The 22,554-nt window shown below is 60.7% G+C and carries 15 protein-coding genes and 2 tRNA genes; 6 read left to right on the top strand and 11 right to left on the bottom strand.

The features are described 5' to 3' along the window. Positions 1-6: 6 nt before the first annotated feature. The 6 genes from ACTG2T_RS02140 to ACTG2T_RS02115 form a co-directional block, all read right to left on the bottom strand. Entirely contained in the window at positions 7-1,203 is a 1,197-nt protein-coding gene (locus ACTG2T_RS02140; RefSeq protein WP_330124937.1) for an ABC transporter substrate-binding protein, read from the bottom strand. A gap of 17 nt (positions 1,204-1,220) precedes the next feature. Beyond that, entirely contained in the window at positions 1,221-3,374 is a 2,154-nt protein-coding gene (locus ACTG2T_RS02135; RefSeq protein ID WP_330124936.1) for an FAD-dependent oxidoreductase, read from the bottom strand. Further along, positions 3,374-3,955 carry a carboxymuconolactone decarboxylase family protein gene (locus ACTG2T_RS02130; RefSeq protein ID WP_021231092.1) on the bottom strand — a complete coding sequence of 194 codons (582 nt, stop codon included), beginning with the start codon at positions 3,953-3,955 and terminating at the stop codon, positions 3,374-3,376. The genes ACTG2T_RS02135 and ACTG2T_RS02130 overlap by 1 nt, the downstream gene beginning before the upstream one ends. 25 nt (positions 3,956-3,980) lie before the next feature. Continuing rightward, positions 3,981-4,655: a DUF1499 domain-containing protein gene (locus tag ACTG2T_RS02125; protein WP_139441554.1), complete on the bottom strand. Its 675-nt coding sequence runs from the start codon at positions 4,653-4,655 to the stop codon at positions 3,981-3,983. 179 nt (positions 4,656-4,834) lie between these two features. After that, on the bottom strand, positions 4,835-5,113 hold the full coding sequence (locus ACTG2T_RS02120) for a peptidylprolyl isomerase (RefSeq protein WP_005334269.1): 279 nt from the start codon (positions 5,111-5,113) through the stop codon (positions 4,835-4,837). A gap of 133 nt (positions 5,114-5,246) precedes the next feature. After that, positions 5,247-5,621 (bottom strand): hypothetical protein, encoded by a 375-nt coding sequence (locus ACTG2T_RS02115; protein WP_069555247.1) that lies wholly within the window; start codon positions 5,619-5,621, stop codon positions 5,247-5,249. Between the two features lie 514 nt (positions 5,622-6,135). On the opposite strand from ACTG2T_RS02115, the gene tamA reads away from it, so the two are divergent. Next, the gene (gene tamA, locus ACTG2T_RS02110; protein ID WP_100646312.1) at positions 6,136-7,911 is read left to right on the top strand and encodes an autotransporter assembly complex protein TamA; all 1,776 of its coding nucleotides are present in this window, start codon (positions 6,136-6,138) and stop codon (positions 7,909-7,911) included. Between the two features lie 61 nt (positions 7,912-7,972). Beyond that, positions 7,973-11,773 carry an autotransporter assembly complex protein TamB gene (gene tamB, locus ACTG2T_RS02105; RefSeq protein WP_330124935.1) on the top strand — a complete coding sequence of 1,267 codons (3,801 nt, stop codon included), beginning with the start codon at positions 7,973-7,975 and terminating at the stop codon, positions 11,771-11,773. A gap of 175 nt (positions 11,774-11,948) precedes the next feature. Here tamB and ACTG2T_RS02100 read toward each other — a convergent pair. Then, positions 11,949-12,033 (bottom strand) — tRNA-Tyr (locus ACTG2T_RS02100). 34 nt (positions 12,034-12,067) lie between these two features. Then, positions 12,068-12,152 (bottom strand) — tRNA-Tyr (locus ACTG2T_RS02095). A 124-nt stretch (positions 12,153-12,276) separates the two neighbouring features. Between ACTG2T_RS02095 and ACTG2T_RS02090 the strand changes: the two genes are divergently transcribed. After that, the gene (locus ACTG2T_RS02090; RefSeq protein ID WP_330125214.1) at positions 12,277-12,786 is read left to right on the top strand and encodes a VC2046/SO_2500 family protein; all 510 of its coding nucleotides are present in this window, start codon (positions 12,277-12,279) and stop codon (positions 12,784-12,786) included. A 110-nt stretch (positions 12,787-12,896) separates the two neighbouring features. On the opposite strand, the gene hpf is transcribed toward ACTG2T_RS02090, so the two are convergent. Next, on the bottom strand, positions 12,897-13,235 hold the full coding sequence (hpf, locus tag ACTG2T_RS02085; RefSeq protein WP_330125213.1) for a ribosome hibernation-promoting factor, HPF/YfiA family: 339 nt from the start codon (positions 13,233-13,235) through the stop codon (positions 12,897-12,899). Positions 13,236-13,603: 368 nt separating this feature from the next. Between hpf and ACTG2T_RS02080 the strand changes: the two genes are divergently transcribed. The 3 genes from ACTG2T_RS02080 to ACTG2T_RS02070 all read left to right on the top strand — a co-directional run bounded on the left by ACTG2T_RS02080 (position 13,604) and on the right by ACTG2T_RS02070 (position 19,285). Further along, positions 13,604-16,108: a putative bifunctional diguanylate cyclase/phosphodiesterase gene (locus tag ACTG2T_RS02080; protein ID WP_021231088.1), complete on the top strand. Its 2,505-nt coding sequence runs from the start codon at positions 13,604-13,606 to the stop codon at positions 16,106-16,108. Between the two features lie 99 nt (positions 16,109-16,207). Further along, entirely contained in the window at positions 16,208-18,109 is a 1,902-nt protein-coding gene (locus tag ACTG2T_RS02075) for a transglycosylase SLT domain-containing protein (protein WP_330125212.1), read from the top strand. A gap of 177 nt (positions 18,110-18,286) precedes the next feature. After that, complete coding sequence (locus ACTG2T_RS02070) at positions 18,287-19,285, top strand: LacI family DNA-binding transcriptional regulator (protein ID WP_040066127.1); 999 nt, start codon at positions 18,287-18,289, stop codon at positions 19,283-19,285. Between the two features lie 77 nt (positions 19,286-19,362). On the opposite strand, the gene ACTG2T_RS02065 is transcribed toward ACTG2T_RS02070, so the two are convergent. After that, the gene (locus tag ACTG2T_RS02065) at positions 19,363-20,427 is read right to left on the bottom strand and encodes a 3-deoxy-7-phosphoheptulonate synthase (RefSeq protein ID WP_163128275.1); all 1,065 of its coding nucleotides are present in this window, start codon (positions 20,425-20,427) and stop codon (positions 19,363-19,365) included. A 125-nt stretch (positions 20,428-20,552) separates the two neighbouring features. Further along, positions 20,553-22,505 carry a TonB-dependent receptor domain-containing protein gene (locus ACTG2T_RS02060; RefSeq protein ID WP_330125211.1) on the bottom strand — a complete coding sequence of 651 codons (1,953 nt, stop codon included), beginning with the start codon at positions 22,503-22,505 and terminating at the stop codon, positions 20,553-20,555. Positions 22,506-22,554: the final 49 nt, after the last annotated feature.

The raw sequence follows: 22,554 nt of genomic DNA, 5'->3' as shown, positions 1-22,554 counted from the left end.
CACTCATCAGTGACCGTAACGCTCGGCCCAGGCCGCTTCCAGCTTGAGCTGCCAGCTGGGGTGAGGCTCGGCTACCGCTTTGAAGCGTAGTGCCGGTTGCCCCTTGGCTGAATCAGGCAGGGTATCGGCCCGCAGCACGCTGGGATCACCCCAGAAGGCCGGATTGGCCTTGCGCGCCTGCGCCGCCGGGCTCAGCAGGAAGTTGGCCACTACCTTGGCACCCGCACGGGCGTTGGCGTTAAAGGGGATGGCGAGAAAATGGCTGTTGGTGAGCGCCCCCTTTGCCATGGCGACCGCCTCGACGCTGGGGGGCAGGGCACCAATCTGGGCGGCGCTCTGCGCCTCCTGCGGATTGAAGCTGATAGCCATGGCCAGTTCGCCATCATCGAGTAGCTGGCGGGTTTCGGCGGCGCTGGTGGGGAAAAGTTTGCCCTTGCGCCAGAGTGCCGGATGCAGCTCATCGAGCCAGGCCCAGAGCGGGGCGGTGAGCTGGGCAAAATCGCTCTCGGTCGCCTCCCGATAGAGGGGGGCCGGGTCTGGCGTCAACTCCAGCAGGATCTGCTTGAGAAAACTGGAGCCATGGAACTGGGGCGGCTTGGGATAGGTGAAGCGGCCGGGATGGGCCTTGGCCCACGCCAGCAGGGCTGCAGCCAAGGTAGGCGCTCTGGCGACCTCTTCGGTATCGACCATCAGATTGAGCTGGCCGATGCCCCAGGGGGCTTCCAGCCCTTCCACCGGCAGGGTGAAGTCTTCATTCACCGGCAGGGTGCTGTCTACCAGCGCCATGTTGGGCAGCTCGGCGGTAAAGGGTGCGCCGAGCAGCCCCTGCTCCTTGAGCGCCTTGAAGTTCTCGCCGTTGACCCAGAGCAGGTCGATGGGGCCGCCAGCTTGCTTGCCCGCCTGCTTGTTGGCCAGCAGCTGGCTGACGCTCTGGGCGATGTCATCCACCTTCACCTGCACCAGTTTGATCTGATAGTCGCGCGCCAGCTCCTGCCCGGCCCACACCAGATAGGCGTTGATCTCCGGGCTGCCGCCCCAGGCGTTGAAGTAGACGGTCTGTCCCTTCGCCTCCTCAAGGGTCCGTTGCCAGTTGTCATCAGGAGTGGCTAACAGCGGGCCGCTGGCGAGCAGTGGCAGGGCGCACAGCAGGGCGTTTAGCCGCTGTTTGAGCTGTGAGTTGAGTTGTGAGAATGGCTTGATCATAAACGTTTCCCTGATTGTCAGGCGCCACGGCGCCAGCGGTGATAACGGGCCAGCAACGCCAGCACCCGGATGGGCTGGTGGGCCCGTTTCCATTCACCCGCCACATATTTGTTCCCCTCCATCAGGGTGGGATAGGCGTGAATGGTGCCGAGGATCTTGCCTAGGCCGAGGCGGTGACGCATGGCGAGCACGAACTCGGCAATCCGCTCACCGGCGTGAGTGCCCACTATGGTGGCGCCAAGGATAGTATCCTTGCCCGGGATGGTGAGCACCTCGACAAAACCGTGGCGCTCGCCATCGGCGATGGCGCGATCCAGCTCGGCCAGCTCGAAGCGGGTCGCCTCGAAGGGAATCCCCTGCGCTTCGGCCTCCTTGCGATTGAGGCCGACCCGGGCAATCTCCGGCGTGGTGTAGGTGGCCGCCGGAATGACCCGATAGTCGGCCCGAAAGCGCTTGAACTGGCCAAACAGGGCATTGACCGCCGCATACCAGGCCTGATGGGCTGCGAAGTGGGTGAACTGGTAAGGGCCCGCTACGTCTCCCACCGCCAGTATGCTGGGGAAGTTGGTGGTGAGGAAGCCATCGACCGCTATGGTGCCGCGGGGGGCCAGCTCGACCCCCAACGCTTCGAGCCCGAAGCCGCTGACGTTGGCGACCCGCCCCAGTGCCAGCAGCAGTTGATCCCCTTCCACCACCTGTGTCTCATCGCCACGGCGCAGTTGCAGCCGGATGGGGAGATCCCCCTTGGCTGCGGGCAGATAGTCGGCTCGCTCGGCGCACCAGCCGGTGAGCACCCGCACGCCGTCGTGGGCCAGCTGTTCCGCCAGCAGCTCGGCCACCTCCCGCTCTTCACGGGGCAGCAGCTGATCCGAGAGCTCGACCAAGGTAACGGGCACCCCTAGCATGGCAAAACTCTGGGCCAGCTCGCAGCCGATGGGGCCGCCGCCCAGCACCAGCAGGCGGCGCGGCGGGGTGCGCAGCTGCCAGAGGCTATCCGAGGTGAGGTAAGGCACCTGATCCAGCCCCGGCAGCTTGGGCACCAGCGGTCGGGCGCCGGTGGCGATAACGATATGGCGGCTGGCAAGGCGCTGGCCGTTAACCTCCACCTCCCAGGGAGAGACCAGCCGCGCCTCCCCTTCGATGCATTCCACTCCAAGCCCCTGATAGCGTTCGATGGAGTCGTGTGGCTCGACCTCCTTGATAACCTCAGCCACCCGCGCCATCACCGCCGCAAAATCGGCGCGGGAGTGGCTTGGGCTAAAGCCCAGCTCGTCGGCTTTACGCTGCTCTGCGGCAAAGCGGGCGCTTCGGATCAGCGCCTTGGAGGGGACGCAGCCACTGTTGAGGCAATCGCCCCCCATCTTGTGCTTCTCGATGAGCGCCACCTTGGCCTTCACCGCTGCCGCGATATAGCTGGTGACCAGTCCACCGGCACCGGCACCGATCACCAGCAGGTTGTAGTCATAGCGAGCGGGTTTGCGGTAAGGGGCAAGTTGGCGCCGCAGCGCGAGGTGCGCGGTCAATTTTTTGACCAGCCAGGGCATCAGCCCCAGCAGGGTCAGCGCCACCATCAGGCCGGGGGAGAGGATATTGCCGGTGCTGGTCAACTGGCCAAGCTCGCTGCCCGCCAGCACGTAGACGAAGGTGCCGGGCAGCATGCCAAGCTGGCTGACCCAGTAGTAGGTGCTGACTCTGATGGGGGTGAGCCCCATCAGCAGATTGACCAAAAAGAAGGGGAAGATGGGGATGAGGCGCAGGCTCAGCAGATAGAAGGCCCCCTCCTTCGCCATGCCAGACTGAAAGGTGGCCAGCTTGTCGCCAAAGCGCCGCTCGACCCAGTCGCGCAGCAGAAAACGGGCGCTGAGAAAGGCCAGGGTTGCGCCTATGCTGCTGGCGAAGGAAACCAGCAGCAGCCCCCATGCAACGCCGAACACCGCGCTGCCACCCAGGGTGAGCAGGCTGGCGCCGGGCAGGGAGAGAGCGGTGCTCAGCACATAGATAAGCACGAACAGCAGGCTGGCCGAGACAAAGTGGCTGTCGACCCATTGCGCCACTGCCGCCTGCTGGGCCTGCAAGGCGTCCAGAGTGAGGTAACGGCCAAGATCGAGGGCAAAAAAGGCGCCGATAAGGCCCCCCATTACCAGTGCAAGCAGCAGGCGGGTCCGGTTCATCAGGCGTCCTTGCTGTCTGGCTGGGCAGGGCGTTCCGGTTGCACCGGCAGCTGGCAGAAGCCCTGCGGCGCGATATCGAGGGCGGCGTTGAACTTGGCCGACATGTTCTGGAATGCGATAAGGCCGGTCAGCTCCACCATAGCGTCGTCGTCGAACCAGGGCTTGAGGCGGGCCGCCTGCTCATCGCTCACCCCATCGAGGCCGGTCATCGCTTCTGTGTAGTCGAGCACTGCTTTTTCCCGCTCGTCAAACAAGGGGCTTTCGCGCCAGTTGGCCAGCGCCTCCACCTTCTCGCTGGAGCCCGCTCGCTTTACCAGGGTCATGGCGTTGATGTCGACACAGAAGCGGCACCAGTTGAGCTGGGAGACCCGCACCGTCACCAGAGAGCGCAGCACGGGATCGATGGGAGAGCGCTTGCGGTTGATGACGCCATAGAGGGTGGCGACGGCGGCAAAGAGGCGCGGCGAGCGGCCCCAGCACTTGCCCGGAATAAGTACCTGACCATAGTTGCGCTTTTGCAGCCAGAAAAAGGGGCGGATAAACCAGGCATATTCCCGGTCGGGTTTGACCTCAACGCGCATCAGTTACCTTCTTGTTGTTTCACACTTACGGTTTCAAATTGGGTTTGTAGGCCTGACCAAGGCGCTCGTTCAGGCGGATCAGGAAATCCTCGATCCGCGCCCGGTTGGCGCCCAGATCGCTTTGTCCCTGACGGGAGGCTGATCGCATATCGATGCGGGTCTCTTTGGGGCCAGCAAAGACCCGCAGCGCCACATCATCCTGAAAGCCGAACCAGCCGGTGGTAACCACCGCATCCAGACCATCCGGGCTGGGTCGCACCTGCCAGCCCAGCTCCTGCATCAGTTCGTTGGCTTCAATCAGCACTTCGGCAGGAGAGGCCCTGGTAAAGAGAGGACCGGGTTTTGCCTCAACTGCTTTCAGCGGTGCGCTATTAATTGGCAGATCCTGCGCCGTTCTGAGCTCTGCCGCCCAGCGTAACTGGGGGGGATTGTAGGGATCTGTGCTCACATCGTTGATCAGCGGCATGCGCAGCGCCTGTGCCACAAAGGTCAGCGGCAGCAGCAGTGGCAAGGCGCCAAAGCCGCTGGCATAGCGGTTACGGCTCCAGGGCAGGCGTACCAGCAAGATCAGGGAGACAAGGGCTCCGATGAGACAGATCGCAAAACCGATCCACCAGGGCCAGAGATGAAAGCGGCTGCCGAGGGCGCCAGCGAGCGGGAGTAACCAGGCCAGCAGGGGCCACAAGCAAGAGCGGGGCATAGCACGGGATCCATCGTCGAATGTGGACAATGCCGAGAAGGATAAACTTAATTGCCTGATAACGTTAGTAAATTGATGAGAGTTTGGCGTGGTTTTGGCCAGTTTTGCGAGGGGAATGCATAGGGAGGTGAAGCCCGCCTGAGGGGAGCTTCACCGAGAAGATGGTCAGTTGCGATGACTTAGTTGCGATAGAGCACTTTGATCAGGTGAAAGCCGAACTTGGTGCGCACCGGCCCCAGCACCTTGAGCAGTTCACCCTTGAAGACGGCATCGTCGAAGGGCTTGACCATGTCCCCCTTGTTGAACTCCCCCAGATCGCCGCTGCGTTTTGCAGAAGCGCAGGTAGAGAAGCGCTTGGCCATCTGGCCGAAGTCGGCTCCCTTCTCGATCTTCTCCTTGATCTCCAGACACTGTTTTTCGGTCTTGACCAGAATGTGCTGGGCACAGGCTTTTTTCATCGGGGCGCTCCTGGGAGTGATGGCGAAGGTTGTTAACGCCAAGGGTGGTAGCAAATCGGGGCGCAAGAGTACCCCAATTTGCCACCGGCGTCAGCCATCACAGCCCTCCATTTACCGGCGATCGTCAGCCTTGTTATTGGCGAGCGCGGGTGGCCAGCACGGCGCGGGGGCGCGCTTGCCAGATGATCTCCAGCCCGAGCAGGGCGTAGAGGCTCCAGATGGCCAGCGGATTGAGCCACTCCCCCCCCAGTTGCAGGGTCATCAGAGCGCAACCTGCCAGCAGCAAGGTGATCCCCGGCAGCCGCCAGTGGGCGGGCAGGGGGGCCAGCAGCGCCATCGCCAGCAAAATGCCGAGGCCAAACGGCAGGTTCAGGGCGGTAAAGGCCAGCGCCTGCTGGCCACTCATGCCGGTCAGCAGGGCCAGCAGGGCGCTGCAACAGGCGAGGAAGGTGATGAACTCGAGACGATCGGCAATATAGTCAGCCATCTGTTCGCTACGTGCATGCATGATGTGTCTCCTTCAGTTGATGGTTCAAGTGTGAGGGAGGGACGTCTGCAAAGGCAGCGGGATAATTCGATTGCGCTGAACGAGCAATTCTTAATCACCCGCTACGGCGGGCTTTGGCGTGTGCCGGGCCTGTTAAACGGTGAGGGTGGGGCGATGCCGACAAACTCTGTCGTGGTGGGTTTCTGGTTGCAAAGAGAGGAGGAGAGGTGACAAATGGTGCCTAATGGTGGGGTGAGCCTTATTCAGGGCAGGTCAATTCGCTTCCATCGGGAAAGCGGGCGGCGTCATTGTCAGCAAAATGTGTGATTTGTGGTCAACCTCTTAAAAGATATGGTGAATTTGCCAATGGCGCCGCGCTGTCGCTGGCCGATGCCTATGTTAGGATAAGGTTCGCCATTTTTCTGGCGCGCATTTTTGTGTCACGGCCATGCACTGCATGGCGTGCTGCGCCGCATTCGGGGTTGGCCCGAAAGGGCGCCGGTTTCCTTCACCACAGATTCAGGAATATTGACCTTTGACAGGATGCATTTCATCCCTGCTGGCAGGGCGTTCACTGTCTGGCTCTGCCTTTCGCCGCGGCCTGCGGGTTCTGGGGGTGGGCCTGTTGCTGTCGCTGCTGGCTTCGCCCGCGTTTGCCGCCAAGCTCACCTATCAGGTCAAGGGGTTGAAAGGGGAGAACAAGGATAACGTTGAAGCCTACCTTAATGCCCTGCCGGTCTATCAGGAGCGGCAATACCGCCCGGCCCGCGCCAAAATCACCGAGAGCGTGCAAAAGGCGCTGCAGGTTTATGGCTACTACCAGCCGAAAATCACTCTGAGTCGCGACAAGAAAACCCCGTCCAAAGTGGTGATTGAGGTGGACAAGGGGGAGCCGGTCATCGTCTCCCGCCTCGATATTCTGCTGGAGGGGGATGCGGGCAGCGACGAGCTCTACAGCGCCCTGCTGGACAAGTTGCCCCTCAAAGAGGGCGAGCCCCTCAACCACGCCAAATATGAATCCATCAAGGCCGATCTGGGCAGCCTCGGGCTGGCCCGCGGTTACTTTGATGCCAAGCTGAGCAAGAGTCAGGTCAAGGTGTTCCCGGACAAGGGGACGGCGGAGATCTTTATTCTGTTCGAATCGGGCCATCGCTACCGTTTTGGCGAGATCCGCTACGATGCCACCCCCGAAGCGCTTCACCTTATTCGCCCGCTTATCAACATCAAGAGCGGCGATCCCTATCTTGCCATCCGTCTGGCCGAGATGTCACAGGATGTCTCCTCCACCAAGCTGTTCCGTCAGGTCGATATCAAGCCGGTATTGAGCGAGGCGAGCAACTATCGGGTGCCCATCGCGGTGACGCTGGATAACCGGGTCGATCACGAAATCGAGACCGGTATCGGTTATGCCACCGACGTAGGGCCGCGGATGAGTGCCACCTGGGAGAAGCCCTGGGTCAACCGCTACGGCCACCGCCTGTTTGCCACCGCCAAGGTGTCGGCGCCGGAGGCAGAGCTCAGCTTCGACTACCAGATCCCGGTGGGTAACCCGCTGCGGGACTACTACTCCATCCAGACCGGCTACCAGTATAAGGACAACAACGATACCCGCTCCGATCTCACCACTATCGGTGTGCACCGCTGGACGCGGCGGCCGGAGAGCTGGGATCGGGACGTCTTTATCCGGCTGGAGAACGAGATCTATACCCAGGGTGCCGACGAGGGGAACAGCTTGCTGCTGATCCCCGGGGTCTCCTGGTCCCGGCTGCGGGTGCGCGGCACCCTGGTGCCCGATTGGGGGGATCGCCAGCAGCTGACGCTGGAGTTCTCCGATCCCAGATGGGGCTCCGACATCAGCTTTATGCGGGTGTGGGGGCGCAGCAAGTGGCTGCGAACTCTTGGCGATAACCACAGATTCCTGATGCGGGCCGAGCAGGGGGCCATCATAGGTGACAGCTTCTCGTTGGTGCCGCCGTCTTTGCGCTTCTTTACCGGTGGCGATCAGACGGTGCGCGGCTTTGGTTACGAGAGCATCTCCCCCACCGGGCCGGATGGCAAGCTGACCGGTGGTCGTTACACCAGCGTGGCCAGTCTGGAATACAACTACCGCTTCAGCGAGAAGTGGCTGGGGGCCATGTTTGTGGATGGCGGCACCTCCACCACCGATTACAGCGAACCCTGGAAAATAGGTACCGGCGTCGGTGTACGCTGGGTCACCCCCATCGGTCAGGTCAGGTTGGATCTGGCGGTCGGGGTATCGGAAGAGGACAAGCCCTTGCGGCTGCATTTCGCATTGGGGCCTGAATTATGATGTTGTCTAAACGCTTTTTTCTTTGGCCGCTGCGGCTGTATCTTGCGCGGGGGTCTGCATTGTGATCTGGCTAAAACGCATTTTTCTCTGGCTGATGGGGCTGGTGTTCCTGCTGCTCATCGGCGTCAGCCTGCTGGGCTTTACCCATCAGGGCAACAAGTGGTTGTGGCAACAGGCCAAGGGAGCACTGCCTTCTCTCAAGGGGGAGCTGGTGGCCGGTCAGCTTGGCTATGGCTGGACTCTGGAAGGGGCGGGTTGGCAGGATGAGCTGGTGGATGTCACTGTGGATCGCGCCGTGCTCGACTGGGATCTGGGCAAGTTGCTGCAGGGCAAACTCTGGATCAAATCGCTTGAAGTGACTCATCCGGTGGTGAAGGTGGCTGACTCGGAGCCTGCACCGGAAGAGCCTTCAGAACCCTTTGTCTGGCGCCCGCTGCCACTCAAAATTCAGGTCGACAGCCTCAAGGTAGCCGATCTCGATCTGGCGGTGCCCGGTGTGGCTGTGACGCTGGGGTCCCTCGATATCGGCGCCACCCTCAATCGCAAGGGGCTGATTGTGCGCGGCCCGGTGCTCGATAACCTGAAGGTGACGCTGGATGATGCGGCACCCGCCAGCGCAGCCAAATCTGCCAAGCAGCCGGCCGCTAACGAGAAGCAAGCCGGTGCTGCGGTGGCGCGCAACGACAAGGCCAGCGCCAAGACAGCCAAACAGGGTAAAGGGACGCCAGCTGCGAATACGGCAAAGGCAGCCCCCATTCTCCTGCCCGCCATTCACCTTCCTTTCCCCATCCAGCTGGAAGGGGTCAGTGCGACCCGGGTGCAATATAAGCAGGGCGAGCTGATCGAAGGGCTCGACAAGCTGCTGCTGTCGGCCACTGCTGCCGACGATCGCATCGAGGTACGCGAGCTCTCGCTGCGCCACGCCATGGCCGATCTGGCGCTCAAGGGACACATCCAGCTCAGTGACGACTACCCGCTGGCGGTGACGCTGGATGCCAAGGCCCGCAAGGGGCTGCTGGATGGCGAGCTGCAGGGTGAGCAGGCCACGCTGGCGCTGAACGGTTCGGTTGGCAAGCTGGGGTTGGCGTTGTCGGCCAAGGGGCCGGTTGCCGCCAATCTCAAGGGCTCGCTGGCCGCCCTCGACCCGGATCTCCCTTTTGATTTGGCCCTCGACTGGAAGAGCCTCGGCTGGCCTCTTCACAAGCCTGCCAAAGATGAGCCGAGCTATCGGTTGGACAAAGGAAGCCTGACTGCCAAGGGCAAGCTCTCCGGCTACCAGTTTGCCCTCAATACCTCCGGCAAGGGGACCGATGTGCCCCCCTTCAAGCTTGCGCTGGACGGCAAGGGGGATCTGGAGCGGCTCAGCAAGATAGCCTTGCAGCTCAACGCCCTCAAGGGGGAGCTCAAACTCGATGGCAAACTCGCTTGGAACAAGGGGGTTGAGTGGCAGGGGACCACACTGTTCAAGGGGATCAATCCGGCCGAGCTGGTGCCTGAGCTGAAAGGGACGCTGGCCGGTGAGCTGGAGAGCCGTTTCGTGATGAACGAGGCGGGCCACTGGGAGCTGAAACTGCCCAAGCTCAAGGTGGATGGCAAGCTCAACCAGTATCCGTTGGCCCTCAAGGGGGAGCTCAGCGGTAACGACAAGATGGAGTGGCAGATCCCAGCGCTCTCGCTGCAAAGTGGCCCCAACCAGTTGCAGGCCAAGGGCAGTATCAGCAGCGCCCAGTGGAAGCTCGATGCCAACCTGCAGGCTCCCCAGCTGGGGGGCATCTATCCTGGCCTGAAAGGGGATATCAAGGGACAGGTGAAAGTCAGTGGCAATCAGCAGACGCCAAAAATCGATGCGGATCTGGCCTCCGAGCGGCTCTACTATGCCGGCACCGACCTGAAGGGTATTAGCCTCAAGGGCAATGTGGCGATCGGTGCCAAACCGGCCGGTGAGCTCGCGTTGTTGGTGGCGCAGCTGAAACAGGGGGATACCAAGCTCAGCCAGCTGGCCTTGAACCTCAGCGGCGATATCAGTCAGCATCTGTTGACCCTGACCATGAAGGGTGACCCTGTTGCCGCCAACCTCAAACTGGGTGGCGGTGTGCGGGGGGATCACTGGCGCGGGGCGCTCTCCGAGTTGCGGCTGAAAACCCCGCTGCGCCGTTGGGACTTGAGCTCCCCCTGGGCACTGGATCTCGATCTGCCGCGTCAGCGGCTGGCGATGGGGGATCTCTGCCTCGGCTCCCAGGGGGCCAGCCTCTGCGTCAAGGGGAGTCAGGTCTCCGCTGCACAGGGCACTCTGGAGTTTGCCCTGAGCGAGTTTGATCTCAAGCGGCTGCGCCCCTGGTTGCCGGACAACTTCCGCTGGCAGGCGATGCTCTCGGCCGATGGGCGTGCCAGCTGGCGTGGCAATCAGCCGACCCTGCATGCGGTGGTACGCACCACGCCGGGCACTTTTGTGGCAGATGGCCTCAAGACCGACTATCAGCAGCTGGCTCTGGCCCTGGATTTCGAGCGGCAGCAGGCGGCCATTCGCCTCGATTTTGCCTCCAAACAGATCGGCAATATCGATACCGATCTGCTGATCAGGGAGCCCGCCGGTCGCGGTCTGCTCGGTGGTCAGCTCAAGTTTGACGATCTCAAGCTCAATACCTTTGCGCCGCTCATCCCTGAGGTGCGCTCCCTGCAAGGGATCATCTCCGCCGATGCCCGCTTCGACGGCACCCTGGCGGCGCCCCTGCTGTTTGGCCAGCTCAACCTGCGTGACGGTGAAGTGCAGACCCACTCCGACATGGTGACCCTGACCAAGCTGGTGACCCGCCTCAAGATCGAGGGCAACCGCGCCGAGCTCGATGGCTCCATGCTGGTGGGCAAGGGGCCGCTGGCGTTGGGCGGCTGGCTCAGCTGGGCCAAGATGCCGGTCAGCGGCAGCCTCACCATTCAGGGCAAGGATCTGGAGGCGCAATATCCGGGCATGGGCCGGGTCAGAGTCTCGCCCGATATCGCGGTGTCGCTGGGGGAGGAGACCCGGATTACCGGTCAGGTGGATATTCCCTGGGCACGTATTCTGGTCAAGAGCTTGCCGGATTCGGCGGTGGCGGTCTCTGATGATGTGACCGTGGTCTATGACGATCTGCCCCCGGCTCCCAAGCAGGCCAGCCTGCCGCTGGCGATGAAGGTGGCGATCCGCCTTGGCAACGATGTGAAGCTTGATGCCATGGGGTTGAAGACCGATGTCTCCGGTGGCCTCAATATCCGTCAGGATCCCGAGAAGCCGCTGGCTGGCAATGGCCAGCTGGTGCTGACCAACGGCCGCTTCAAGGCTTACGGTCAGAACCTCATCATCAAGGAGGGGCGGATCCTCTTCTCCGGTCCGCTGGATCGGCCGTTCCTCAACATCGAGGCCAACCGGGATCCCGATACCATCGAGGGTCAGGTGACGGTCGGGGTGCGGGTGACTGGCCCTGCCAGCAAGCCTGAAATCACTGTCTACTCCGAACCGCAGATGGCGCAGTCGGAACAGCTCTCCTATCTGCTGCGCGGCAAAGGGTTGCAGACCGGCGGTGAGGATGGCGGTTTCAACGGCCTGCTGGTAGCCGGCGCGGTGAGCCAGGCCAACGGTGTGGTGTCGAGCATCGGCGAGTCGCTGGGGATGAGCGATGTCTCCCTCGATACCGCGGGCAGTGGTGACAACACCCAGGTGACTCTGTCGGCCTATCTGCTGCCGGGTTTGCAGTTCCAGTACGGGGTCGGGGTTTTCAGCCCCATCGCCGAATTCAAGCTGCGCTACGAGGTATTGCCACGGCTCTATCTGCAGGCGATGAGCGGGGTGGCTCAGGCGGTCGATATCTTCTATCGCTTTACTCTGTAACGCTTCATCCCGTAACAGGGCTGATATGAACGTAAACGGGAGGCGCAGACCTCCCGTTTTTTATTGCGCGATCGGCTGCAGGCAAACAGCGATCAGGGGCTGGAGGGCAGAGGAATAACGGATTGGGCAGACCAGAAATGCGAAAACCCGGCGCTAGGCCGGGTTTTCTGAATGATGGTGGAGGGAGAAGGATTCGAACCTTCGAAGGCAGAGCCGTCAGATTTACAGTCTGATCCCTTTGGCCGCTCGGGAACCCCTCCACGGGGTATTGCTTTCAACTTGTCGCACTTGAAATGGTGGAGGGAGAAGGATTCGAACCTTCGAAGGCAGAGCCGTCAGATTTACAGTCTGATCCCTTTGGCCGCTCGGGAACCCCTCCACAAGTGCGAGGCGCATACTAACAGATCTTCCGGTTTTGTGAACCCCCAAGCAGGATTTTTCCATTAAAAGAATTGGATTTGTGGCCGATAACCAGTGAAATCGCCATTTTCGAGAGTTATCTCATGCTGCCCAGTTCAATCCGTAATCACCTGCTCGTCGATGAGGGCCAGTTAGGGCAGCGCCTCAACCGTGACCTGCAGCATGGCGATCGCGCTGATTTCCGGTTGCATCTGGCCCTGCTCACCGACGCGGTGGAGGAGCAGCCCTGGTTTGATGCCAAACCGGCGGCCACTCCCCAGAGCCGTGACTGGCGTCTGCACTTTGAGCTGAGACCGGCAGAGGTGCTGGTGGCTGAAGGGGCGGGGAGTGACTGTAGTGCCATCAATGAGCGGTTGCAGCAAGGGGGAAGCATGGTGGATGTACGGCTCTGGCTGGCGCTGCAAACACCGCCGCTGGCGGTCAAACAGCCACTGCTGGATGAGGCTGTCTACGACAACCTGTCACCGCTGGCGCGGGAGCGGTTGCAAGGAAAGCTGGCCGATATGCCACGCCAGGAGGATCCGCTGGTATTGCTGCCGATCCTCGATCGTTTGCAAGAGGGGATGGATACCCGGTTGCACTGGCTCAGTTGATGGCGCCTGTTCACTGGTGTAACGCGATGCTTGTCGGCAAATCACAGGCAACAAAAAGGCGGGTGACCCCGCCTTTATGCTCTTTAGAATTTTAGCCTTGCGGCATGCTATCAAGCGTCAGCTTCATCCGGTTGCGGCTGCTCTTTGAGCGCGGCATTGGCACGACGGGCAATCGGCTTTTCGGTGTGACGGTTGAGTTGGCGCTCCAGTTTTTGCCCCAGTTCGTTGATGGCGGCGTAGAGATCCTCATGCTCTGCCTGGGCAAACAGTTTGCCGTTGGGGATGCCAGCACTGGCTTCGACAGTGAACATCAGACGCTCTTTGGAAACAATCACATGGGGTGTGATGAGAGGCACCTGAAGACGTTCGAGCTTTTCAAAACGGGATTCGATGCGCTCGCGGATAGCCGGGGTGATGTCGATGATTTTGCTGGTAATTTCGGTTTTCATATTGGCCCCCTTCGGGTCGACTTGCTTGTGTCTTCACCTTCAGATTACTCATTGGTAAAGATTGAAATGTGATCCGCGTCACATAACCTTCCCTTGGCTATTCAGCAACTTATAAATTGTGATCTTTTCCGGTTTCGTGCCAAAAACAGCTTGAGCTCCATGAAACTGGCAGGCAGTATGACGGGAATAGGATCGTTTCTGTCCCTTCTTGGCAGCACTTCGTGTCGACCTCATGTCCGGTTTCCACTGCTTGATATCGCATGTTTGTACTCTTCCCTCGCAACCTCTGATCTGATGAGCGGATGCAGGGGGCGTTGCTATGCCTGATTGGACATCAAACGTGGTTGGTTGTTGTGTTGGAGTGGTAAATGAAGCAGCAGGCCACGCAAGTCATGTGGTTTTTCGATCGGCAACATGATCAGTGGAGTCTCTCTGATCAGGGGGCCTACCAGCAGTGGCAAGGGGAGGGCAATCATCCCTGGGCCGCTCGCCTGTTACCGGAAGATGAGGCAGGCTTTGCCGACTTTCTCGTCCGGCTTCATGAATCACATCTGCCTGAACAGTTCATCGGTCATCTGAAAGATGATCAGGGGCAGCTCAACCATGTGCTCTGGAGTGGCCAGTTTGTGCCCACCCAGCAGATCTGCTGTGGCTGGCTGGCCCCTCTTGATACCGCCAACAGTGCGGTCTCCTCTCTCAACCTCTCTTTGCCGTTGCTGCAAACCACCCTGCTCACCCAGTTGGCGCAGGCACTCTCTGCCCGCACTGGGCTCGATTTCTTCAATACCCTGGTCAGCCAGCTGGCCCATATCCTCAAGGTGGATGCGGTCTGGGTGGGGGAGTTATGCGGTGCCGACCGGGTCAAAGTGCTGGCCGCCGACGGGCTGGCGCAGAAGGACTATCCGCTGGCGGGATCCCCCTGTCAGGAGCTCTACAAGCAAGGAGCCATCTGTTTCGAGGTGATCGACGAGTCGCAGGAGTATCAACCCTGGCTGGCGGCCGGGCAGACTTATTATGGTCAGCCGCTGTTTGATGCCAGAGGCCAACTTCTGGGCCATCTGGCGCTGCTCTATTCGGCCCCGGCAGATACCAGCAACCTCACCTCGGTGCTCAATACCTTCTCGGTACGGATGGTGGCCGAGCTGGAGCGATTGCAATCAGATGCCCAGATGCGGCTCTCTGCCGTTGCATTCGAGACCCACGAAGGGATCATCATCACGGATCCGGGGTTCAAGATCCTGCGGGTCAACAACGCCTTCAGCCAGATCACCGGCTTTGACAGCCAGTCGGTGCTGGGCCTGCATCTGGAAGAGGATCTCTGGCCCAATCTGGGGGGGCTCGGCTACGAGCTCAATACCCTCAGCCGCTGGCAGGGGGAGACCCAGCGTCGCCATGTCGATGGTCACACCTATCCCCAGTGGGAGATAGTGACGCCGGTGCAGGACGAGAAGGGGGTGATCAGTCACTTTGTCATCTGCTTCGAGGATATCTCCGAGCGCAAGGCGGCCGAGCGACGCATTCAGGATCTCGCCTATTACGACGAGCTGACCGGATTGCCCAATCGCCGTCAACTCCACGAGACCCTGGTGCAGACCTTCAACGAGGCGACCCGCGACGGTCTGATTGGCGCGCTGCTCTTTATCGATCTCGACCACTTCAAGACCATCAACGACTCCCTCGGTCACGCTACCGGTGACTGGTTGCTCAAAGAGGTCGCCGCCCGTCTCAAACGGTTGGTGCGACAGGGGGATTGTCTGGCCCGCCTCGGCGGTGACGAGTTTGTATTGCTGCTGCCATCGCTCTCGGCCAGCCCGCCCCAGGCGGAGATGCAGGCCGATATCATTGCCGAGCGGCTCATCACCGAGATTGCCGCTCCTTATACCTATGTGGGACAGGTGCTGCACATCGGCGCCAGTGTCGGCATTACCCTGTTTCCGGATCGGGAGCAGGGGGTCGATGATCTGCTCAAGCAGGCGGATACCGCCATGTATCAGGCCAAGTCCGCTGGCCGCAAGACCCGTCGCTTCTTCGATGCCTCGATGCAGCAGCAGGCGGATCGCCGTCTGCTCATTCACAACGAACTGCGCAACGCCCTCAGCCAGCAAGAGCTGACCCTCTACTATCAGCCCCAGCATATGGTCGATGGCGGCGATATCATCGGTGTCGAGGCGCTCATTCGCTGGCAGCCGGCCGGTCGCTCGCTGGTCTCGCCGGCCGAGTTTATTCCCATCGCCGAGGAGACGGACCTGATTGTCGATATCGGCAACTGGGTGCTGCACGAGGCGTGCGCCCAGTATGTGCTGTGGGAGGAGAACGGCATCCACATTCCGCAGATCTCGGTCAACGTCAGCGCCAAGCAGTTCCATGCCACCGATTTTGTCGAGCGGATCCACGATGTGCTGGCGCAAACCGGCATGGATCCGGCCTGCCTCAATCTGGAGATCACCGAATCCGTGGTGCTGGGTCATGCCGAGGACACCATCAGCAAGATGACCGAGCTCAAAGAGCTCGGCATCAGCTTTGCCATCGACGATTTTGGCGCCGGTTACTCCTCCCTGAGCTACCTCAAGCGGCTGCCTGCCGATGAGCTCAAGATCGACCGCTCCTTCATTCAGGACATCCCGAAAGATGGCGACAACATGGCCATCGTCGAGGCGGTGATCGCCATGGCGCGACATATGGGGTTCAACGTCACGGCGGAAGGGGTGGAGTCCCGTCAGCAACTGGAGTTTCTCAAGGCGCAGGGGTGCAGTTTCTATCAGGGCTATCTCGCCTCCAAGCCGCTGCCGGTGCCCTATCTGGAGAAATATGTACAGCGTCTGACCAGACCGGAGCAACTGCGCGAAATGCAGCTGAGCGAGTCAGAAAAATAGTCCCTGCTCCCCGCTGTAGCGCTGCCCGGCAACGGGTAGAATGAGAGGCAGTAGACCCACCGCCACCGGGCGGTGTATTGCCCTCAATGGAGATGTTCAGTGAAAGCTGTATGGGGAATTGTTTTGTCGGCGCTGTTTGTGCCGACCCTGATGGCGCAGACTGCCGACCAGACGCTCTACCGTCAGGCGTATGACGCCGTACGGGCCAATGATCAGGCCCGTTTCCAGCAAATTCGTGCCCGTTTGACCCATTACCCCCTGCTCCCTTACCTCGATTACTATCAGCTCGCCTTTCGTCCGGGGGCGGCGGATTACAACGATGTGACCCGCTTTATCCGCCAGCATGGGGATACCCCCCCGTCCAACCGGCTGGAGCGCAGCTATCTGACCTATCTGGCCCAGAGCCAGCAGTGGTCGCAGTTCCTGCGCTTCTATCCGGCCAAGCCGAGCTCCACCGACCTGCTCTGCATGCACTATCAGGCGCTCTATTACACCGGCAAGCCGAAAGAGGCGTTGCAGGGGGCGGGCAAGATCTGGATGAGCGGCCAATCCCGTCCCGATGCCTGCTCACCGCTGTTCCAGCTGTGGCAGGCATCGGGTCAGCGAACCCAGGAGAAGATCTGGCAGCGGATGACGCTGGCGTTCGAGGCGGAAAACCCCAATCTGATCCGCCACCTTGGCGCGACCCTGGGTAGCGGCTTGCAGAGCTATGGCGATCAGATGGTGACCCTGTTCGAGCAGCCAGCCAAGGCGATGAACCCGGCCTATTTCAGCAGCAATCCCTATTCCCGCAAGCTGCTCTCCCTCGGCTTGACCCGCTATGCCAATCAGGAGCCGGAGTCGGTGCTGCGCCAGCTTGCGCTGTTGCGCAGCCGTTTCGGCCTTACCCAGGCCGAGGTGAAACCGGTAGAGCGTGCCATTGCCCGCCGCCTGCTGCTGGATCGCTCCATAGCCCAGCGCAGCTGGGTCGACAGCACGGTGAAAAAGCTGGCGGATCCCGATATCACCGAGCTGCGGGCGCGACTGGCCATCTGGGAGCAGGATTGGCGTGGCCTCTCCGGCTGGGTGAAGATGATGCCTATGGCCCGTCAGAAAGAGGATCGCTGGCGCTACTGGATGGCGCGCTCCCTTGAAGTGCAAGGGCAGCAAAAACCGGCGCGGGATCTCTATCTGGAGACCGCCAACCTGCGCGGTTTCTACGGCTTTATGGCCGCCCAGCGCACCGGGGTGCCTTATCGCATCAAGAACCAGAGCGTCAAGCATGTACCGGACTGGCGCACGGCCAGTCAGCGCTGGCCCTTCCTGTTGCGGGTACGCGAGCTGCTGTCGATGAACGAGATTGCGGCGGCCCGCTCGGAGTGGATCCACAACATGGATCGCAATCCGGTGGCCCAGCGCATCGAGTTTGGCCATATCGCCCTCAATCAGGGCTGGCACGAGCTGGCCATTCTCGCCAGCATTCGCGCCGAAGCGTGGGATGCCCTCGACCTGCGCTTCCCGCTGCCGCTCAAACGCACCTTCTCCCAGATGGCGCAAGAGCGCACCATGAACACCAGTTTGCTCTATGCCATCTCCCGTCAGGAGAGTGCCCTCTATCCGCTGGCCCAGTCGCCGGTGGGGGCGCGCGGTCTGATGCAGTTGATGCCTGCTACTGCCAAAGAGACTGCCGGCAAGCTGGGGGTGCCCTATCGCAACGAGCAGCAACTGTTTGATCCGACGATGAATATTCGTCTGGGGAGCGCCTATCTCAAGCGCTTGCTGGATGTCTATGACGGCAACCGGATCCTGGCGGCGGCCGCCTACAACGCCGGGCCGGGACGGGTAAAACGCTGGCGAGAGCAGAGTGGCAACAAGCCGATGGACGTGTGGGTCGAGAGTATTCCCTACAAGGAGACCCGCAACTACGTGCAAAACGTGTTGTCGTTCGATCTCATCTATCAGCACAAGCTGCAGCAGCCGCTGCGCTTCATGTCAGAGCGGGAGCTCAATCACGCCTATTGAGTCGGGGGCCGCCAGCCGGCCCCTGTTTTCAAATTTCCCTGCTGCCGGGTATTATCGGGTAAGGTTTTGTTACCAAAGGAAACATGCCTGGTGACCTGGCTCCGGGAATTGCATCAGGCCGCAGGGTATACTCGGGCGTCGGCACCGACAGGTTCCCCCACAATAAAGGAATGGATAGTGGCAACGATTAAAGACGTTTCTCAGCTGGCAAATGTGTCTATCTCCACCGTGTCGCGGGTTATCAACAACACGGCACAGGTAGCACCGGAAAAGCGTGAGGCCGTACTGGCGGCCATGAAGGAACTGAATTTTCGACCCAACAGTTTTGCCCAGGCACTGGTCAGCAAGCGTTCCAACTGCATTGGCGTGCTGGTTGGCGACCTCTGCGGCGGCCCCTTCTTTGCCCAGATGATGCGTGGCATCGAAACCATGGTCGATCAGGCCAACAAGTTCACCATCGTCATGTCTGGCAACCACGATATCGCGCGCGAGCGTCATGCCATTCAGGCGCTGCTGCAGCGCCAGTGCGATGCGCTGATCCTCCACAGCAAGGCGCTCCCGGATGAGGAGCTGAGCGAGCTGGCGGCAGGCTCTACCCCCATCGTGTTTATCAACCGTCAGGTGCCGGGCTTTGAGGATCGCTGCGTCTGGCTCGATAACCAGGCGGGGATCACCACCGCGTGCCAGCACTTGTTGGATGCCGGTCATCGCAACATCGCCTTTATCACCTCCGATGATGAAGAGTTTGTAGATGGTCAGCAGCGGATGGCCGGTTACACCCAGACCCTGGCCAGAGCCGGGATCGCCTTTGATCCTGCACTCGTCAGCCGCGCCTTTGCCGACGAAAATGGCGGCTATGTGGCGATGAGTGAACTGCTGGCCCGTGGTGTCGAGTTCACGGCCGTGCTCGGTTTCAACGACGGCATGGTGGCGGGGGCGATCTCTTGCCTGCTGGAGCGGGGTTACAAGATCCCGCAGCAGGTGTCGGTGGTGGGGTTCGACGATATCCCCTACGCCCGCTACATCTATCCCAAGCTCACCACAGTGCGCTACCCCATCGAGGAGATGGGCAGCCGCGCTGCTGAACTGGCGCTGCGCCTGCTCGATCACAAGCCGGTAGACGGCCTGGCGCTCAAGTTTGAAGCCCAGCTGGTGGAGCGTGAGTCAGTCGCCTGATGTGCGTCAGACAGTGAACAACAGTGTGGCCCCATCGGGGCCACACTGTTTTCTGAGTTATCTCTCTAATCCGCCATTTATCCCGCTAGGGCGATCCGCTGCTGGCGGCGTGCCTCCACCCCTTCTGCCACCATATCGAGCAGCCGCCTTGTCTGTTCCCAGCCGATACAGCTATCGGTGATCGACTGGCCGTAGCGCAGCGGTTTGCTGCCGATATCCTGACGCCCTTCGCAGATAAAACTTTCCACCATAATGGCGGCGATGGCATGGCTACCAGCACCCAGCTGGTCGGCAATGTCACGGGCAACCAGCAGCTGGCGGGCATGCTGCTTCTGGCTGTTGCCGTGGCTGCAATCGATCATCAGCCGGGGTGACAGATGATGCTGGCGCAGCAGCTCGCCAGCCTCTGTCACATGATTGCTCTGATAGTTGGGCTGGCGGCCACCGCGCAGGATCAGGTGGCAGTCGGGGTTGCCATGGCTGCGCACCAGTGCCAGCTGGCCATCACCGGAAGGCTGGGTATAGAGGTGGGCCGCTCGGCTGGCGAGGATCGCCTCTACCGCGATCCGGATATTGCCGTCGGTACCGTTTTTAAAACCGATGGGGCAGGGAAGGGCCGAGGCCAGCTGACGGTGGAGCTGGGATTCAGTGGTGCGGGCACCGATGGCACCCCAGCTGATGAGATCCCCCAGATAGAGCATGCTGGTGAGATCGAGAAATTCGGTGGCACAGGCGAGCCCTTCCTGTCCAAGGGCCAGAAGTAACTCCCGGGCCAGCGATAGGCCCTTTTCCAGCCGATCGCTGCCATCGAGGTCGGGATCGAAGATAAATCCTTTCCAGCCGAGCGTCGTGCGCGGCTTTTCGAAATAGGTACGCATCACCAGTTGCAGCTGCTCCCCGTATTGGCCCTGTAGTTCAGCGAGCCGGCCACCATAGTCGCGGGCGGCTGCCGGATCGTGAATGGAGCAGGGGCCGATCACCAGCAGCAGGCGATCATCCTCTCCCTGCAGAATATGGCGGGCTTGCTGGCGGCTGCGTGCGATCTGGCGAGCGAGCCGTGCCGGACAGGGTCTTGCCTTTAACATCTCGTCAGGGGTGGGCAGGGTGGCAAGGGGTGAAGCATTCAGAAGTGAGGTGAACATGAGCGATCCTGATGAAAATGGAAATCTGCATGCTCTTTGCTGTCCAGTGGGGATCTTCCCCTTATTCTCTTGGTTAACAGAGCGCGGGCATGGGCCCGCGCTCTGTTATATCGGCCTTGGCTACCTTAGAAGCGGGCTGAGCCGCTGACGTAGTAGCTGCGACCCGGTTCGACGTTCTGGAAGACGGTGTCTTTCTCTTGCAGGCGCACGTCGGTCAGGTTGTTGATCCCCAGTCGCAGGTCAAAGTTCTCGGTGACCTTGAAGCCGGTGCCGAGATCGAAGGTCTGATAGCTGGGCAGCTTGTGCAGTACGACAACCTTGTTGACGGTCTGCTCGGCAAACTGGGTGCCGGTGTAGGTGGTGCCGACAAAGGCATTGACCCGCTCGGTGGCCTGCCAGGTGATCTTGGCGTTGGCCTTGTGCTCCGGCCGCTCGGGCAGAGCCTGACCCTGATCGCCTTCCGCCTTGAGATAGGTGTAGTTGGCGCCAAGGTTGATATTGTCGGTCAGATCGAGCTTGCCGGTCAGCTCCAACCCCTTGGTGGTGGCTTTCTCCAGGTTGTACCAGGTGCGGTCAGTGGAGTTCGGCAGCTGTTTGAAGGTGAGCATGTCGTCGATGTCGGAGTAGAAGAGGGTGGCGCTGGTTTCCCAGATCCCTTCTCCTGCGATGACACCCAGCTCGTAGTTGGTGCTGGTTTCCGGCTTGACCTTGTCACTGCCATAGATGCGGCAGCTGCCGCCGCAGCTCTCGATGCTGTAACCGTTGGAGTACTGGTGTGGTGCCGGTGCCTTGAAGGCCTGGCTGACACCGCCTTTCACTGTCACCACATCGTTCATCTCATAGACCAGATAGCCGCGCGGGGTGAAGTGGCTGCCGTAGATCTCGTGGTGATCGTAACGGCCGCCCAGGGTGAAGGTCAGGCTGTCGGTCAGGCCAATTTCGTCCTGAGCAAACAGTGCCTCCTGAGAGTGGCTCTCTTTGCCGCCGATATCCTTGTAGCTCACCGCATCCACCAGCTCCCGATCCAGATATTCACCACCCAGGGTCAGGTAGTGGTTGGCCAGCGCCAGGTTGGTATAGCCCTTGAGAGTCAAGGTGTTCTCTTCCAGCTCCCGCTGCTGTGGGGCAGAGTAGCTGGTGTTGAAGTCGTCGATCTGGGAGGTCTCGTAGTTGGCCATGACGGTGGTGTCACCCCAGCTCCAGTTCCCCTTGTGGGTCAGCCCAAACAGGTTGCGATCGTTTTGCTGCTGGCGGCTGTGCACCTTGTTGCCGGTTTTGCGGAAGATATCGAGAGGCCGCTCATCCTGGTTGTAGAGGTAATCCAGCTCGAAGCGTTGTTGCTCATCCACCAGCCAGCTGAGGGTAGAGGCGAAGTTGCGGGTCTGTTTGGCTTCGATAAGGGGGATACCGTCAGCAGCTTCGGTGGGGGTCCAGGCTTGACGATCATACACCTCGCCGTTCATCCGGATCAGCAGGTTGTCGGTCAGCGGGCCGGTAAAGCCCAGGTTGGTTCTGTGCTGATCGCCGCCATCCTTGCCCTCGATGGCTTTGAAGTCGGCATCGGCCGCCCCTTGCCAGGTTTTGCCCGGCTGCTTGGTGATGATATTGATGACGCCACCGATGGCATCAGAGCCATAAAGTGCCGACATGGGGCCACGGATCACCTCGACCCGCTGGATCATGCCAAGGGGCACGGGAGTGTTGTCGAAGTTGCCGCCGCGCCACAGGGCATTGGAGGAGGAGAGGCGTTTGCCATCCACCAGTACCAGGGTGTATTTGCCGGACATGCCGCGAATACCGATATCGCTGCGGCCATTGGTGTCAGCGTCAGCCTGAATGCCCACTTCGTGGCGCAGCAGGTCGGCAAGATCATTGACGGGCGCGGCGGCGATCTGTTCTGCCGTGATGACAGAGATAGAGGCCGGTGCCGAGCGGGTATTGTGCGCCGTGGTGGTGACGGTGATCACCTCGTCGGCTTGAGGCGCGTTGCTGGCGGCGAGCGCTTGCTGGGTCAGCAGAGTGACGATGGTGGTGGCCAGCAGGCTGGGAGCAATAAAACGGGAGGTTGAGGATTTCATTATTTACATCTTCCATAATATCCAAATGATAAGCGTTATCATTATCAAG

The sequence above is a fragment of the Aeromonas sp. 75A genome (genome assembly GCF_051919425.1).
GTDB lineage: Bacteria > Pseudomonadota > Gammaproteobacteria > Enterobacterales > Aeromonadaceae > Aeromonas > Aeromonas veronii.
The sequence above is the reverse complement of the archived record's forward strand: the minus strand, read 5'-3'. Positions and strand labels throughout refer to the sequence as shown.